Consider the following 16,596-nt stretch of genomic DNA (forward strand, 5'->3'; position numbering starts at 1 on the left):
TTAAGTACACAGATTGGAGAGTAAGTATGAAAAACGTAATGAAAAAAGCAGTGGCAATTTTACTGGCATGTATACTCATCGTGGGGGTTACGGGATGTGCTAAGGCACCGACTAAAACGGAGAGAACCGGAGAAAGCGCTGTAAACGAGAGTAAAAGCGCTTTGAAAATGGCATGGTATGCGCCTGCACCGCACCCCTATTTTGATGAAGTGAAAAAGGGTGTTGAACAATTTATTGAAAAAGAAGGCGTCGACGTCACCATTCAAATCGGGCCGGACTGGACCCAGGCAAGCGAGAACGAAAAAGTAGAAGCACTGATTGCACAAGGCATAAACGCACTTTCCATTTATCCGTGTGATGCATCGGGTGCGAACGGACTTTATGATGAAATCACGAAAAAAATGGGCGTTAATGTAGTCAATTTCGGTACCGATACCTCTAAACCCACGGCTGCCTCTTTTGCCGTAGGCACCGATGTTAAAAAAGCAGCTTACGACGCAACCGAAGCTGTTATCAAAATGATGGGTGAAAAGGGAAATTTGGTTAACGTGTTGGAGGTTTTGGAGGATCCGAACACGGCTCTTCGTAAACAAGGCGTAGAGGAAGCAGTTGCAAAATACCCGAATGTTAAAATTATTCAAGAAGTAGCGGGCATCAAAACACAAGAAGAGGCGGTAAGCAAAATCGAAAGTGTACTATCAGCAAATGCAGGTAAAGTAAACGGTATGGTTTGCACAGGTTTTGTAACTACGGTGGGTATGTCGCAGATTTTATCCGATTACTATGCTAAAAACAAAGACCAAAAAATTTATGCAATCGGCATTGATACAGACCCCGGCGTTATGAAAGCCATTGAAAGCGGCATTATAGATGCAACCATTGCACAAAATCCGCTGGGTCATGGATATATCTCTTGCATGCTGCTCAAGCTGATGAACGAAGGGTACAAGGCAAAGGATGGCCAGTATTTTATTAACTCGGGCAACGTTTTGGTTACAAAAGAAAATATGACAAGCTTTGAAAAAGATTTGGAAAAAGTAACTGATTTTATCCTTTTAGATCTTACCAAAACTTATTTATCCAAATAAAAATCAACCAAAAAGTTGAGGTAGCAAAATGTTAGAACTCAAGCATATCAGTAAAATATTTCCGGGAGTAAAGGCGTTGGATGATGTATCGCTTTGCTTTGAGCGCGGAGAAATTCATGCTCTCATGGGCGAAAATGGGGCGGGTAAATCAACACTGATGAAGATTATCACCGGTATTTATCATTCTGACTTGGGTGAAATGTATCTGGACGGCAAACCCGTAGAAATAAAAAATTTTAGGGATGCAGTCGATCATGATATCAACATAGTCAGCCAAGAAATTCAGATTATACCCGATGCTACAGTGGCAGAAAATATCATATTAGACCGAATTGATAAATTTAAAACCGGTGTTGTGGTGGATTGGAAAAAAATCAATGAGGTTGCCGCTAAGTATTTGGATATGGTAGGGTTGGATGTAAAGCCTACAGACCGTATCGAACATCTTTCTGCAGCGCAAAAGCAGCTGATTCAAATTGCCAAGGCGTTGTCTTCCGAAGCAAAGTACATCCTGTTGGATGAACCTACTTCATCTCTGACATCTTACGAAAGCCAGAACCTGATAAAAATTGTCAAAAAGCTCAAGCAGCAAAATGTTGCAGTTATCTTTGTTTCTCATAAAATCGAAGAGGTTTTGGAGCTGTGCGATAAAGTTTCGGTTCTCAGAGACGGCAAATATGTTGGCACCAAATCCTGCGAGAATATATGCAGACAAGACATTGTAAAAATGATGATAGGACGAGAGGAATCGGTAGCCTATCTCGGTTCGCTGGATATTAAGAATGAGCGGGTGTTGGAAGCCAAAGATATTACTACCTACGGGCAGTTTGATAAAGTAAGCTTTCACCTGAATAAAGGTGAGATACTGGGTTTTTACGGGCTGGTGGGTTCGGGCAGAACCGAGCTGGCACGTCTGCTGATAGGTGCCGATAAAATGGATGGCGGAGAGGTTTTTATCAACGGGAAAAAGGCACATATCAAATCAATACAAGATAGTCTGGATCTTTATCATATGGGTTATGTTACAGAAAACCGCAAAGAAGAGGGCTTAATGCTTGATTTTAGTGTTTCAACAAACCTTACCATTACGGTGTGGAAAAGAATATTAAACAAGTTCCGTAAGATCAGCTGTAAAGAAGAAAACTCAATTGTCAGCTCTATGGTAGATAAAATGAAGATTAAAACGCCGTCTCAAGAAACAAAAGCCTACAGCCTATCAGGTGGTAACCAGCAAAAGGTGAGTATTGGAAAATGGTTGGCAGCAGACTGTGACATTTTAATTATTGATGAGCCTACCGTAGGTGTGGATGTGGGTGCAAAAAAATATATCCATGATTTAATTTGGAATCTTGCAAAGCAGGAGGGAAAATCAATCATTCTGATTTCCTCGGATATGCCCGAAATGATTACGCTTGCTAGAAGAATTCTTGTTTTTAAAGACCAAAAGATTACAGGGGAGATAACCAATCTCAATGAAATTCATAGGTCTTACGAAGAAGTAAGCGAAGAAATTGGGCGGTTGATGGCTTAATTCTGAGAGGTTTATAAAAAGTTTAACCGTTTATAAAAAGCCGTCTGAAAGTATTAGTTTACTTTCAGACGGCTTTTTGCAGCTTTAACGAAATAGAACCAACTGCTGCTGCATTGTAGCAGCAGTTTTTAGATACAAGAAGAAAGCGCTACTGCTGATTTTTGAAGCAGGTTGCCAACTGCACGATTAAGCACGGGTGGTTTTTGTCTTGGATGAAAACAAAAGATACGTTGAGAATACAAAGGCATAAAAAAGGGCAGTCGCTTTAGCGGCTGCCCTTAGAAAAATTTGCTCTATTGGGTTTTGGCAAAACACCTGTTTTGCGGGTGAGTGTCAAACTTGTCTGCCCAAACAGCAAACAGGTTATTTACCCATTACAGTTGCACCGGCAATTCTGCCGAATACAATAATATCCGCAATTGCGTTACCGCCCAAACGGTTTGCACCGTGGATACCACCGGTTACCTCGCCGGCTGCATACAAACCGGGGATAGGCTGATCGTTTTTATCCAGCACTTCGGTTTTGGTGTTAATCTTCAAACCGCCCATAGTGTGGTGCAGTGCAGGGAAACGAAGTGTTGCGTAGAAAGGAGCTTTGTCAATCTTTTCGCCCCATACTTTTCTGCCAAAGTCAGCATCGCTTTTAGATGCAACATAGGAGTTAAAGGTTTCGGTTGTCTTTTTCAAAGCATCTGCCGGTACGCCTATTTTTTCAGCAAGCTCATCCAGCGAATTAGCCTCTACAACCAGTCCTTTTTCAATCAGGTTATTCAAATCCTCACCGGAAAGGGTTTTTCTGTTTTCCGGAATGATTTTGCTGTCGTTAATCATAAAATACTGTCCGTCTTTTTGTTCAAAGGTTGCCAAGCAGATTTCATCTCTTGCGCCATCTTCTTTTACAAAGCGTTTGCCCTCTTTGTTGATAAAGAAGGAATGCTCAACGTTGATGGAGGGACCAAATCTATCACTGGGCATAGGCAGCAACTGAATGTGCTGCATGTCAATCAGCTGTGCACCGATTGCTTCGCCCATCTTAATGCCGTCGCCTACAATGCCGGGAGCATTGGTGGAAACAACGTCTGCGGGCAGGTTATCTTTGGTGTAAACACCGTCGGAGAGGTATTGTCTAACCATTTCGGGGTTAGCAGCATAACCGCCGGTTGCCATAATAACGCCTTTTTCTGCTTTCACAGTCAAGATGCTGTCGGGACCTTCGGCTTTTACGCCTACCACACGGCCGTTTTCAATAATCAGCTCATTGGCTTTGGTGTCAAGCAGTATCTCGCAGCCTTTGGCTGTAGCAGCTTTGGAGAGTGTTTCGATGTAGCCTGTTCCCAAAGGTGCAACCGTCTGGTTAGATCTCTGCCACATGGAACCTACAACAGAGCCGATTTTATCCTGCCACTGCAGTCCCAAGCCTTCCAACCAAGTAACACCGTCATAAGCATTGTTGCAAAGAACCTTAATCAGTTCCATGTTACCTACTTTATGGCCGCCCTCGTAGGTTTGCTGAATGTGCTTTTCAATCGAGTCTTCAATCCCCTGAGCTTTTTGCTTTTCGGGGTTAACAGCATTGTAAGCACCGCCTGCGCGGATGGTATTTCCTCCGAGAGTTGCTGCTTTTTCAAGCAGAATAACGGATTTTGCACCATTCTCATAAGCAGATTCTGCTGCGGCAAGACCTGCACCGCCGCCACCGATGATAACAACCTCTGCTGTTTTTTCTACTTCTTTTTTCTCTGTGTCTGCAACTTCGGCTTTTTTCTCCAGCTGTTTCATATCAACGCCTGTTTTTTCAAGCGCATTTTTTACTGCCTCAATAATACCTTTGCTAGAGAATGTACAGCCTGCTACTGTATCTACAGCAACCGATTGCTGTTCTACAAATGCTGTAGGGAGTTTTTCAAACGCACCGTCAGAAACGCCGGCGCTTTCTTTATGTTCCAAAACTTTTACACTTAAGATTTTGTTTGCGTCAACTTCAACTTCAACTTTAATTTTGCCGCCGTAACCTTTGCCTTCGCCCTCGTATTTGCCGGGTTTGAAGATTCCTTCGGTTATTGTGCCTTGTGTGTCAGCAGCAGGTTTTGCTCCGCATCCTGCAAAGCTCATGAAAATCATGGCAAAGCAGAGCAAGAGTGCAGCTGTTCTTTTTAATTTTGTCATTATTATCCTCCTTTTGTTTGCTATTTAACAAACAATTAGTGTTCTAAGTATAGTACCTTTTTAAATATTTGTCTATCTCATCTAAGCTTATTAGTAAATCTTTGGCAATCTTGTAGAATGTTTTAAAATTATTTTGTTATTCAGCTACAAAAATTTCAGGTAAATAAAGATTGTTTATCCAAAATGTTGAAAAAGGCGAAGAAATTGTCTACAAAAGAGACAAGTTATAATCTTCCGCCGGTTTGTATAGCAATTGCACGTTCAGTATATCAATTTATATTACTGTCATTATTGTTTTTAGAACATTACAACCGGTTGGATTAAGAAAACTGTCAAAATAATAACTTTAGATATACTTATACAGAAAAAAGATTGCAAACACCGTAAAGGCAATTGCAATCTTTTTTTTATAAAGAGTTAGTATTATTGAAAATCACCGCGCAATTCGCGAACGATTTCTACCATGTTGAGGTAGCCCTGTGCAGGCACATAATCGGGGATGGAATTGCCTGAACCGAAAGCAAACCCGCCATGTCCCTTGCATTTTTTTACTACATCGGTAATATACTCCCGCATTTCTGCCTTACCTAAGCGGCACACCGCATCGGTGTCAATACCGCCAAAATTTCCGATACGGCTGCCGTAGCGCTCTACCCAGACTGGAAAGCGGGCAATTTGGTCTTCGTTGGAGTGCTTGGCATCAATGCCTGCTTGGTCAATGATATCATCCATTACATCAAAAATACAGCCGCAAGAGTGTAGCAAAAATGGTTTGCGGTAAGAATGCACCTCATCAACAATGCGCTTATACTGGGGAATGATAAGACTGCGGATGTCATCTGCGGAAATAAGCGTGGTGGATTTAAATCCAAGGTCATCGCCGAAACGACAAACACAGTAAATATCACCAAATTCCCTAAGAAAACGCGACCATATCTTTAAATTGTTATCGCCTACTTTATGAAACATCTCCTCATAAAGCTCAGGGTCATCCGCTGCCATATAACACAAATCTTCGTATCCCACGAGGTCTTGCACGCATTCAAAAATACCGTATCCAATACCGCCGATGGCTCGCATACCTGCCGGCATATTGTTTCGCAGAGCCTCGAAATATTTGGAGTACATTTCAAAATAGGTATCACAAATTCCGTCCCACGGGTAACGTTCAAAATCGGTTCTGTCTTGAATGGCGCCTTTTACATGTTCACCCAGTGCTCCGCTACCCGGCATGGCAGGGCCGATAAGTTCTTCGAACGATACCGTATCGTACCCCATCTGTTGATAAAACCCGCAGTAATTGCGAAAGAATTCATTGATATCACTTTTATTGCCTTGATACAGTTCTGCAAATTTTTTGCCTGTAATCTCTTCCATCTTTTTAGGTGAAATTTTATGTTCATACAACGGCAGCCGTTTTGCCTCTTTGTTGTAAGCTGCGTCTAAAATATTTCTAAAATCAGGCTGAAAAATCATTTCGTATTCACTCTTTCGTAAGAATAGAATTATTTTCTGCATTTAGAGAATTGTTAATTCCATGCGTCTAACAGTGCTTCTATATTTTCCAGCGGCACATCACGGTTGATTTCACTCTGCCCAATCAAACCGCCACCGTTTACAAAAAGGTTCTTCTTCATAATTTCTGCACATTTGCGCACATCTTCGGGGGTACCAAGGGGCAAGGTATTCTGGCGGCTGATTTCACCCCAAAAGGTGATTTTACCCGCATATTTTTCCGCCACTTTTTCTACACCCATACACCATAGCTGTGAATTAATTGCATCCACACCCAATTCAATCATTTCGGGGTACAGCTCTAAAATGTACCCATCGCTGTGGAAAAATACTTTTTTGCCTGCTGCTTTAATTTTATCGATAAGTTCTTTGTAAAGCGGCTTGAAAATAGTTTTCCAGCTGTCGGGCGCTATCAGCAGGCTGATTTGAGTTCCCCAGTCATCACCAAACGCCATTGCATCAATATCCATCTCAAGCCAGCGGTCTGTGTATGCACGCATAAAATCCATAACAAAATCGATCATCTGGAACATCTCAGGTTCTTCCAATGCAATATCGCAATAAAGGTCTTCTGTGCCGCGCAGATACTGCATTCTCTCAAACAGGCTCATCCAGCCGCCGATAATAAATTTATCGGCTCTGCGTGCCTCACTGATTTGTTGGCAGAGGTTTTCTTTGTTTTCTTCCCATTCACGTAAAAAGCCTTCAATGGGGGCTGTATAGCCATCTAATTTATCATAATCACTGAAAACAGGGTTTTTTACTTCACCGATAATACCTGCTTGAATATTAGTCCATTCACTGCCCCAAGGGTCAATATATGTACCAAGCTGATAGTATTCGGGAGTATAACCGTGGTCATACGGACCGACTAAAGAGACAATATCCCGATTGTGTTTGGAACATATTTCATCCAGTTTGCTGCCATAATGCATTTTTGCGGCGGGCAGTACCCATAAATCTACCGGTATGCGGTCGGGATTTTGAAACTCTAGTGTTCTCAGCACTCGTTCTTTACTTGTCATAAAAGCCTCCATCATATCTCATTCTTAAATTGTGCGGTTTATTTTTTATGAACCGATTGCAGAGTATTTACCAGTACTGCTGCTAAAATCAAACCGCCACGAACTACGTATTGTATATATTCGTTAATATTAAGCAAAGTCATACCGTTCATCAGTACTCCCAGAAAAATAAGCCCTACAAAGGTACCGCGTACTTTACCAATACCGCCGTTCATACTTGCTCCGCCTATGATAACCGAGGCGATAACATCCATCTCCCAGCCTTTACCAAAGTTGTGGGCACCCGACATAACCTGCGATGAACACATAATACCACCCAAAGCCGCAAGCACCTGAACCGCTATCATAACTACAATTTTAACTCGCTTTACATTTACACCCGATAATCTTGCCGATTCCGGGTTACCGCCCGCCGCATATACAGAGCGCCCAAATTTGGTATATTGCATTACTATATGTATTAAAGCAAATACAATAATCAAAATAATTGCGGGTACAGGAATGCCTGCAATTTGGCCGGCACCCAGTACGCTGAACCAAGCAGGTAAAGTGGTGACAGGGAAACCTTTGGAAAGAATAGCCGATAAACCATACAGTACATTCATCATTGCCAAAGTAATAATAAAGGTAGGAATATTAAACTTCGTTCTTACCCATCCATTAAAGGTACCGACCAGTGCAGCAACGATCATTGCAAGCAAAACACCCAATATCACTCCATACTCCATAGGCATAATGCCCGCTGAGGCAAGCTTGCCTGAAACCAGTGCGGTAATAATACCCGACATAGCTACGGTAGACGAAATGGAAAGGTCAATTTCGCCGCAGATAATAACCATTGTCATACCAAATGCAATAACGCCTTTTAATGAGGTATTGCGCAAAATATTAAGCAGATTTGCCGCCGTTAAAAAGCCGGGAGCAGAAAAGGCGATGCAGATGCTGATAATCACGAGTACAATTTCCATAACATAAGTTTTTAAAAACTTTTGAAAATTAAAGCTTGCAGTTTTCATATGAACCTCCATATGCGGGTAGCCCGCATCTTAATTTATTCATCAGTCGTTACCCATGCATAATGCATAAAGGTCCTGTACCGTAACATCCTCGGGTTTTACTTCGCCTACGATTTTTCCATCCTTCATGATCAAAATGCGGTGGCAAACCTCAATCAGCTCTTCAAGCTCGGAGGACACCATGATGCTTGAAACACCTTTGCGCGACTGGTCCCAAATAATTTGGAAAATCTGCTGTTTGGCGTTTACATCAATACCGCGGGACGGCTCATCGAAAAACATGATTTGCGGGTTGGTGTTAAGCCAGTTGCCCACAACTACTTTTTGCTGGTTACCGCCTGAAAGCGATGAAACCGGCTGATGTACATCCGGCACTTTGATTTGCAAATCCTTCACCTGACGGCGTACATATTCCTGCTCTTTGTTTTTGCGTATAAAAGCACCTTTGGCAATGTAATCGAGGCTTGCTACACAAAGGTTGCCGTAAACAGGCATAATTTGAATAAGCCCTTCGTTTTTACGGTCTTCGGGGGTAAGGGCAAAGCCGGCATTGCGCATTTTAACCGGATTGGGATTCGTAATCTTTTTACCCTTAAATATAATTTCACCGCTGTCAAAATGATCGGCACCGAAAATAGATTTTAACAGCTCCGTTCTGCCCGAACCGAGCATGCCTGCTATGCCCAACACTTCTTTTTCGCGTACCTCAAAGGTAATGTCTTCAAAAACGCCTTTTCTGCAAAGATTGTTAATTTGTAAAACAGGCTTATCGCCTACCGTTAAGTCATCCGGTCTTGTTTTTATTTCAACATCGCCGAACATCATGTTTACCAGCTGCTTGTGCGATGTTTCTTTCATGATTGTTTTGCCAATAAATTTTCCGTCACGTAAAACCGTACAGGTATCTGCGATTTCCCACAATTCTTGTAAACGATGTGATATGTAAATGATAATGACATCTTTTTTCTTTAAATTGCGAATCATTTCAAACAGAAGTTCTGTTTCGTGGTTTGCAAGCGAAGAAGTTGGTTCATCCAACAGCAACACCTTGGGGTAGGTGCTCATTGCCTTTACAATTTCAATCATCTGGCACTGCCACATGCTCAAATCAGCAACCAACTGCTTTGGCGAAATATTTACATTTAGGTCATCCAAAATTTTCTGTGCCATCTCATAAGTCTTTTTCCAGTCGATGATGGGGCCTTTCATAGGCAGCCTGCCCATAAAAATGTTTTCGGCAACCGTCAGGCCGGGTATCAGGCTTAGCTCTTGATAAACAGTGGAAATTCCTTTTTCAATAGCCTCCTGAGGGTTCGACAGTGTGATTTTTTCATCATCCAGATAAAAACATCCTGCGGAAGGTTCGATGGCTCCCGAAAACACCTTCACCAATGTGGATTTACCCGAACCGTTTTTTCCGATAAAAGCATGCACCTTGCCGCTTTCAAACGCAACAGAGACATTATCAAGTGCTACAGTACCGGGATAATTTTTGGTGATATTCTCGGCTCTCAAAACACTCATCGTATTTACCTCTCGTTTTCATAAAGATGTGTGCATTTCTGTTTATTGCCGGACGATTTTTGTTATCCGTCCGGCAATAAAAGAAAAGGAAAAGGTTTTTTTAATAATTATTTGGTTTTTTCTGCAAGCACAGTAGCAAATGCATCTACTGCTGCAATATCACTACGAGAAAGAACGATACCCGGAACAATTGTTTCTTTGCCGTATTCGCCTTTTTCGCCTCTGATTGCTTTAATTAGTACTTCCATCGTATTATAACCAATCTGGAATGGGTCTTGACCGGTTACACACTGCAAAATGTTATCGTCAGATTTAATCATAGCAACCTGCTGTTCTGCTGCGTCGGTACCAAATACAAAGGTTTTGCCTGCTTTGCCTGCATTTTTTACTGCCATAACAGCACCAATCGTACCGCCATCGTTTGCAGCCCAAACAATGTCAATGCCGCCTTTTGCATCGTTTGCGGTCAGCAAATCGCCTACTACCTGCACTGCCTGATCTTGCATCCACGCATCCTGATCTGCAACGATTTCGACATTGGGCAGGTCTTTGAGCTGGTCAACAAAACCATTCATACGTTCGGTAGACTGAGTGGGAAGCTGAGATTTAAACTGTACAACTGCAACCCTTGCTTTGCCGCCGAGTTTTTCCTCTATAAATTTTTTAGCCATCTCGCCGGTTTGCTGGCCAAGCATGTAGTTATCAGAGGTATAGCCTCCGCAAACAAAAGGTGCATCTTTCAGCTTGGTATTGCCAACTGAAATTTCAAGCCCTTTTTCACTCGCTGCTTTCAATGCCTGCATCGAGGATTGATCGTTTAGAGGTGCAATTGCAATGCCGTCAATTTTTTGTGAAACATAGGTGTTAATGAGTTCTGCCTCTTTTGCCTGGTCGTTGTTAGTATTGCTTACCATGCATTTTACGCCAAGGTTTTTCGCAGCCTCTTCGTAGCCTTTTTGCATTAGTTTCATAAACTGATCTTCTTGGAACACAACACCTGCTACCGTAATTTCTTTTTCAGCGGGGGCAGCTTCTGAAGATGCAGTTTCGGCTGATGCACTTTCTGCGGGGGCAGCTTCGGATGCAGCAGGTTTCGCGCCGCATGCCGACATAGAAAGGGTCATCGTACCGGCAAGTAACAAAGCTATAATTTTTTTCATGATTATGCTCTCCTCTTTTTGTTTATATTTCTTGAAAACCGTTTGGTTTGCAATACAATTTAATGGTAGATGCCTTCTTCTCTCCATATCTTGTGTATCAATTCATAACGACGAAGATCCAGACCTGTAAAAGCGCAGTTGGATGAGGAGAAAATGTACCCGTAACCCGGCATGCCTTCTTGCAAAGAGCGCCGTACATCGGCAACCAATTCTTCTTCCGTTCCGGTTTGCATCAGCCCGCAGTTTACATTACCAATAAGACAAACTTTATCGCCGTACAAGCGCTTTGCTTCTTTTAAATCAACATAGCCTTGTGGGTCGAGCGAATGTATCGCATCGGGTTGGCATTCCACTATCTGATTAAGGATGGGCATCACGTTTCCATCGGTGTGCTTGATGGAATAAAAGCCGTTTGCACGGTAATAAGCAAGAATTTCTTTTAAATAGGGCTGAACAAATTCTGCAAACATTTCATTGCTGTAAAATGGGTTTGCATTAAAGCAGTAATCAGAGCAGAGAGCATAACCGTCTAGCAACCCGCTGTGCCGTTTCATTTTGTCGCACAGTTGCATTGCAAATTCTACCCGTTCTTTTGTTTCATCGTGCAGAATTTCGGGTTCTTCGTACATTTTAGTGGTGAAATCCATCATCGTATCTCCGGTAGGGATGGGGTGTGTGGGATCACCGTGGATCATTAAAAAGTATTTATCGCCCGAAAGCTCACGGATGGTTTCGAGTATTTCGCGGGTTGCCTCCATGTCATCGGGCATTTCGCCGATAGGGCCTGGGTTGGGGTGTACAAAAATAGCACTGTGGTTGTATTTTTCTGCAATTTCTATGTAACTTAAAGCCATATCTTTTAAATGAAGTTTGCGTTCATTACGGCTCATTTGGTACCACTGTGAATAGTTGCGATGAGAAGGATGGATACGACCTATGGACTCCATAGTAAGAAAAAACACCAACTCAAAATGAGGAACATGACCTTCGATTTTTTCACGTTTTAGCGCTTTTATAAATTTTATACGCGGTGTCACAGCTCTCTCTCCTTTGCATCAAAATGGTATAGTTTTTTGAATCAATTAAAATTATTTTTATTTGATTTTTACAATACTTATTATATAATTAATTATATAGTATCGCATTCAATCGTATCGATTGTACAAAATTAAACCTATACAAAATAAGTATATTTAAGGAGACGTTTATGCAACCGATTAACTGGGCGGATAAATATTTTGATAACGGTGAACGCATTGTGCTTACTAACAGCGAACTGCATATAAATGGGTTGCGCATGTTTGGCAGGCATTTTCTTACAAAGGCAATATCGCCATTGCAGCTGCATTTTCATGAAAACAGCTTTGAGTTTACTTATATTATTAAAGGTAATGTCACTTTTTCTGTAAACGATAAAGAATACAAACTATCCGGAGGTGATATTTTCGTTGCATTTCCCAATGAGATTCATGATACTGGCTCAATACCGATGTCAGCGAATGAAATGTACTGGTTTCAGCTTGATATTAGTCGATATCAAGATTTTTTGTTTTTGGGGAATGACTGGGCGTTGGATTTAATTAAGAATCTAAAAAAAATCCAGAACCGTGTTATAAAAACCGATGATAAAGAAATGGCAAGCTTGATTAAACGCTGCTTTTCTTTGCTTTACCAATGCGACGATAGCAATCGTTATGAAGCTACAGGTCTGCTCGTCGTTTTTTTACATCGGTTATTGGACTATGATAAGCAGATTCAGTTTAAACTTACCCCGGATATTGCAAAGGCGGTGGACTACATATTTAACAACATTAATGAAGAAATTTCACTCGACGACCTCGCAAATCAGAGTGGTCTTTCTATTTCACGGTTCAAGCAGAAGTTCAAAAATGAAATGGGTGTTACCCCTAGGGAGTTTATTAATTTTCGCAAGGTAGAGATTGCGAAAACAATGCTGCTCAACAAGCAGTCTATTACATCCATAGCAATGGAACTGGGTTTTTCAACAAGCAATTATTTTGCTGTGGTTTTTAAGCGTTTTACCACATATTCACCATCAGAGTATATGAAGAAACACAACAAAAACAATAATATAAAGTAAAAAACAGGCATCGTTAACGCCTGCTGCAACACAAGACGAGCAAAATGATAGACAAAACCGAACCTGGCGCCAATCATAGTTTGTATTGCTTATTACGGTTGGGGTGGTATCATCTTATATAAACAGAAAAAGATAATATGGTAAAAATATTTTAAAATACAGTTAAATTTGAAATTTAAGCTCCCATTATGGTACTTAGCTGAATTGCGGATTATGTTATATGAATCCCAATAAATCCTTAGCAACTTGGAGGACACAACTTGAACCAAAGAGAAAATTTGATTTTACATAACGGGCAAGACATCACTGCTGATGTGAAGTTTTGCCAATACAATCCAACCTATAAAATGTATGATATTACCTTTCAAAGCGATAAGATCTATCAATACAACTACAATTCTATTGAATGGATTAGAAAACCAGAATTAATAGATCCTACATTAGTACACATCACACACGGTGATCGCGAGCTGTTCAATATCGAAAATATCTTTAGTTTCCGTGGTGCTGTAACGGACTACTGGCACGTTTGTTTTTCAAATGGAAGCGAACGAACCTATGACAAACGAGAATTAAAAATTGCAACATCCTGTCTTAGTAAAAAGAAATCTCAGGACTGCCTTGATTATTTACGGGAACTTGCGTCCATTAACGAACTTAAAAGCGATGATGGCGAAGTTCTTTTACAAAAACAGTATGATAGCTTGGACTTCGTAGGCTCAGACAGCACCATGGCTCTCTATCTAAATCCGAATGACAATAAAATTCGCACCTATCAAAAGCGGAGTCTGATATTCCCATTTGGCGGAAACGCCAGCCAGTTTCGCGCCGTGGAAAATGCGATGTGTAATCAGCTTAGCGTAATTCAGGGACCGCCTGGTACCGGAAAAACACAAACGATTCTGAATATTATCGCGAATCTTTTGGTAGAAAATAAATCCATTCAGGTAGTCTCCAACAACAACTCCGCCACCGCCAATATATTAGAAAAGCTTGCCTCGCCCAAATACGGTATGGAGTTTCTTGTTGCACCTCTAGGTAGTTCTAACAATAAAAAGCAATTTATTCAGAATCAGAACGGTCGCTATCCAGATCTCTCTAGCTGGGAGATGGAACCTGGCGAACAAGAAGAATTGAGAGAGAAGATTAAGGGACTCTCGGAAGAAGTATCCAATACATTTAAAAAGCAGGAACGCCTTGCTCAAACCAGATTGGAACTAGAATCACTACTTCTGGAAATTAAGTATTTTGAACAGTACTGCTCAGAATCGGAGTTGCCATACGCCGATATCAAACTACGCCGCACGCTAAAATCAGAAAAGCTGATGCAGCTTTGGCAGGAATGTTATGCGTTTTCAGAAAAAAAGCACAGCGTTTCTTTTTTGTTTAAAATTAAAAGTGCTCTTATTTATGGTATTTCAGACTGGAACTTTTACAAAAATAGTTTGCCTACTATTATTACGTTGCTGCAAGCTTTGTTTTATCAAGCGCGGAGAAAAGAACTGGCAAGCGAGATCCACGATTTGAAAGAATATCTGGACGATGTTGAAGCGACAAGAAAAATGGACAAGTTGACAAGGTGGTCTTTGGACTATTTGCATGCAAAGCTTTTTGAGAAGTATGGCAACAAACATACAAGAAAGTACTTTACTGGAGATGACCTATGGAAACGAGCCATTGATATTCCAAAAGAATATCCTATTATTCTCAGCACCACCTTTTCGTCCCGAAACTGTCTTAAGGGTGTTACATACAATTATGTTATTATGGATGAAGCTTCTCAAGTGGATATAGCTACGGGGGCGTTGGCTTTATCCAGTGCCAAAAATGCAGTTATTGTAGGGGATTTGAAACAACTTCCCAATGTGGTCGCGGAAGATGCGAAAAAGCGCAGCGACTCGGTATTCAATTCCTATAAACTCGCAGCGGGGTATTCTTTCTCTGCAAACAGTTTTTTAAAATCTATTTGCTGTATTCTACCCGAAGCCCCACAAACATTGCTTCGCGAACATTATCGCTGTCACCCTAAAATTATTGGATACTGTAATCAGAAATTTTATCATAATGAGCTGATTGTTATGACAACAGATCACGGTGAAGATGATACATTATCTGTCTATAAAACAGTGGAGGGGAACCATCGTCGTGACCACACCAACCAGCGCCAGATTGATGTATTGATTCAGGAGGCTTTACCCAAATTAAAAAGCAATGTAACTGCAGATGAAATCGGTGTTATCGCTCCATACAGGGATCAGGCGACGAATATCACAACGCAACTCGATTCCAATTTAATCGAAGTAGACACTGTCCATAAGTTTCAAGGTCGAGAGAAAGACACGATTGTGCTAACAACGGTTGATGATGTTGTTACTGATTTCTCTGATGATCCGTATCTATTGAATGTTGCTGTTTCTCGTGCAAAAAAGCGACTTTGTTTGGTGACATCCTGCAACGAGCAACCGACCGACAGCAACATTGGCGATTTGATTTCCTATATTGAATACTACAATTTTCAAATCGTCCAAAGTGAGATTTATTCTGTGTTCGATTTGCTTTATCGACAATATACTGATGCGCGCATTGCATTCTTAAAAAAACATCCCCGTGTATCCACTTATGATTCTGAAAATGTGATGTACGGAAACCTTATGGAACTTTTGAAGCGACACACAAACCTGCCATTGAATGTAATTTGCCATCAGCCGCTGAATATGTTGATTCGTGACCCTAAGCGATTGAATGATGAAGAATGCCGCTATGCTATGAATACGGCAACACATTTAGATTTTCTGATTTATAGCACGATTTCCAAAAAACCGGTTTTAGCCATCGAAGTAGATGGATTTCATTACCATAAACGCGGTACAGCACAGTATGAGCGAGACCGTATGAAAGACCGTATACTGAAACTCTATGGTATTCCGCTGCTGCGTTTCCCCACTAACGGAAGCGGAGAAATAGAACAAGTTGCTCATTTTTTGAACGAGTATGAGAAGTTGATTTAAAACGCTGCCTTTTATGCTTTTCACTGGATTAAGCAGTGGATTAAACAATTATATATAATGTATATAACAAACACCCCATCACAACCGTTAAAAGTTGTGATGGGGTGTAATTCATGGTACCCTCGACTGGAATCGAACCAGCGCACATCGCGTCGGAGGCGAATGCTCTATCCACTGAGCTACGAGGGCATATATATGAAAACGGCAATAAAGTAGTTATCGTTTTTATTGCTACCATATCTTCAATACTATAGCTTAAATAGTATAGCATAAACTTAGCGAAAAGAAAATACCTTTGAAATAATCAGACTGAATATTGCTATAAAAACTATAAAGCAAAAGGATTCGATATTATTTTCAAAAAAGTGTTGACAAACCCCAGGTGCTATGGTAATATAATAAAGCTGTCAGCGAGGGCAGGAACAAAAGAACGGCTCTGTGAGCGGGTTTGCGAACCGAGAG

Annotated in this window: 11 protein-coding genes and 1 tRNA gene; 4 read left to right on the forward strand and 8 right to left on the reverse strand. The window is 41.1% G+C overall.

The window, feature by feature from the left end:
• Positions 1-26: 26 nt before the first annotated feature.
• On the forward strand, positions 27-1,088 hold the full coding sequence (locus tag EDD70_RS14440; RefSeq protein ID WP_092756467.1) for a sugar ABC transporter substrate-binding protein: 1,062 nt from the start codon (positions 27-29) through the stop codon (positions 1,086-1,088).
• Between the two features lie 28 nt (positions 1,089-1,116).
• Complete coding sequence (locus EDD70_RS14445; protein WP_092756465.1) at positions 1,117-2,619, forward strand: sugar ABC transporter ATP-binding protein; 1,503 nt, start codon at positions 1,117-1,119, stop codon at positions 2,617-2,619.
• Positions 2,620-2,982: 363 nt separating this feature from the next.
• Here EDD70_RS14445 and EDD70_RS14450 read toward each other — a convergent pair whose 3' ends face one another.
• The 7 genes from EDD70_RS14450 to EDD70_RS14480 form a co-directional block, all read right to left on the reverse strand.
• Positions 2,983-4,785 (reverse strand): flavocytochrome c, encoded by a 1,803-nt coding sequence (locus EDD70_RS14450; protein WP_242943192.1) that lies wholly within the window; start codon positions 4,783-4,785, stop codon positions 2,983-2,985.
• Between the two features lie 423 nt (positions 4,786-5,208).
• Entirely contained in the window at positions 5,209-6,261 is a 1,053-nt protein-coding gene (locus tag EDD70_RS14455; protein WP_242943191.1) for a uroporphyrinogen decarboxylase family protein, read from the reverse strand.
• Between the two features lie 53 nt (positions 6,262-6,314).
• Positions 6,315-7,325: a uroporphyrinogen decarboxylase family protein gene (locus EDD70_RS14460; protein ID WP_092756463.1), complete on the reverse strand. Its 1,011-nt coding sequence runs from the start codon at positions 7,323-7,325 to the stop codon at positions 6,315-6,317.
• A 38-nt stretch (positions 7,326-7,363) separates the two neighbouring features.
• Positions 7,364-8,341: an ABC transporter permease gene (locus EDD70_RS14465; RefSeq protein ID WP_162840946.1), complete on the reverse strand. Its 978-nt coding sequence runs from the start codon at positions 8,339-8,341 to the stop codon at positions 7,364-7,366.
• Positions 8,342-8,383: 42 nt separating this feature from the next.
• Positions 8,384-9,865 (reverse strand): sugar ABC transporter ATP-binding protein, encoded by a 1,482-nt coding sequence (locus EDD70_RS14470; RefSeq protein WP_092756459.1) that lies wholly within the window; start codon positions 9,863-9,865, stop codon positions 8,384-8,386.
• A gap of 107 nt (positions 9,866-9,972) precedes the next feature.
• Positions 9,973-11,025 carry a substrate-binding domain-containing protein gene (locus EDD70_RS14475; RefSeq protein ID WP_092756457.1) on the reverse strand — a complete coding sequence of 351 codons (1,053 nt, stop codon included), beginning with the start codon at positions 11,023-11,025 and terminating at the stop codon, positions 9,973-9,975.
• Positions 11,026-11,084: 59 nt separating this feature from the next.
• A complete protein-coding gene (locus EDD70_RS14480; protein ID WP_092756455.1) occupies positions 11,085-12,062 on the reverse strand; it encodes a uroporphyrinogen decarboxylase family protein in 978 nt (325 codons plus the stop codon).
• A 170-nt stretch (positions 12,063-12,232) separates the two neighbouring features.
• On the opposite strand from EDD70_RS14480, the gene EDD70_RS14485 reads away from it, so the two are divergent.
• Both EDD70_RS14485 and EDD70_RS14490 read left to right on the forward strand, forming a co-directional pair.
• On the forward strand, positions 12,233-13,126 hold the full coding sequence (locus tag EDD70_RS14485) for an AraC family transcriptional regulator (RefSeq protein ID WP_092756453.1): 894 nt from the start codon (positions 12,233-12,235) through the stop codon (positions 13,124-13,126).
• Positions 13,127-13,386: 260 nt separating this feature from the next.
• Positions 13,387-16,134, forward strand: a complete 2,748-nt coding sequence (locus EDD70_RS14490; protein ID WP_092756451.1) for an AAA domain-containing protein — start codon at positions 13,387-13,389, stop codon at positions 16,132-16,134.
• Between the two features lie 114 nt (positions 16,135-16,248).
• Here the strand turns inward: EDD70_RS14490 and EDD70_RS14495 are convergent.
• Positions 16,249-16,323, reverse strand: a tRNA-Arg gene (locus EDD70_RS14495).
• Positions 16,324-16,596 lie beyond the last annotated feature (273 nt).

Source organism: Hydrogenoanaerobacterium saccharovorans, assembly GCF_003814745.1.
Classification (GTDB): Bacteria; Bacillota; Clostridia; order Oscillospirales; family Ruminococcaceae; genus Hydrogenoanaerobacterium; species Hydrogenoanaerobacterium saccharovorans.

Coding starts and splice junctions, on each gene's coding strand:
- EDD70_RS14445 (WP_092756465.1), top strand. CDS start 1,117: ATGTTAGAACTCAAGCATATCAGTAAAATATTTCCGGGAGTAAAGGCG.
- EDD70_RS14450 (WP_242943192.1), bottom strand. CDS start 4,785: ATGACAAAATTAAAAAGAACAGCTGCACTCTTGCTCTGCTTTGCCATG.
- EDD70_RS14470 (WP_092756459.1), bottom strand. CDS start 9,865: ATGAGTGTTTTGAGAGCCGAGAATATCACCAAAAATTATCCCGGTACT.
- EDD70_RS14485 (WP_092756453.1), top strand. CDS start 12,233: ATGCAACCGATTAACTGGGCGGATAAATATTTTGATAACGGTGAACGC.
- EDD70_RS14440 (WP_092756467.1), top strand. CDS start 27: ATGAAAAACGTAATGAAAAAAGCAGTGGCAATTTTACTGGCATGTATA.
- EDD70_RS14460 (WP_092756463.1), bottom strand. CDS start 7,325: ATGACAAGTAAAGAACGAGTGCTGAGAACACTAGAGTTTCAAAATCCC.
- EDD70_RS14465 (WP_162840946.1), bottom strand. CDS start 8,341: ATGAAAACTGCAAGCTTTAATTTTCAAAAGTTTTTAAAAACTTATGTT.
- EDD70_RS14455 (WP_242943191.1), bottom strand. CDS start 6,261: ATGATTTTTCAGCCTGATTTTAGAAATATTTTAGACGCAGCTTACAAC.
- EDD70_RS14475 (WP_092756457.1), bottom strand. CDS start 11,025: ATGAAAAAAATTATAGCTTTGTTACTTGCCGGTACGATGACCCTTTCT.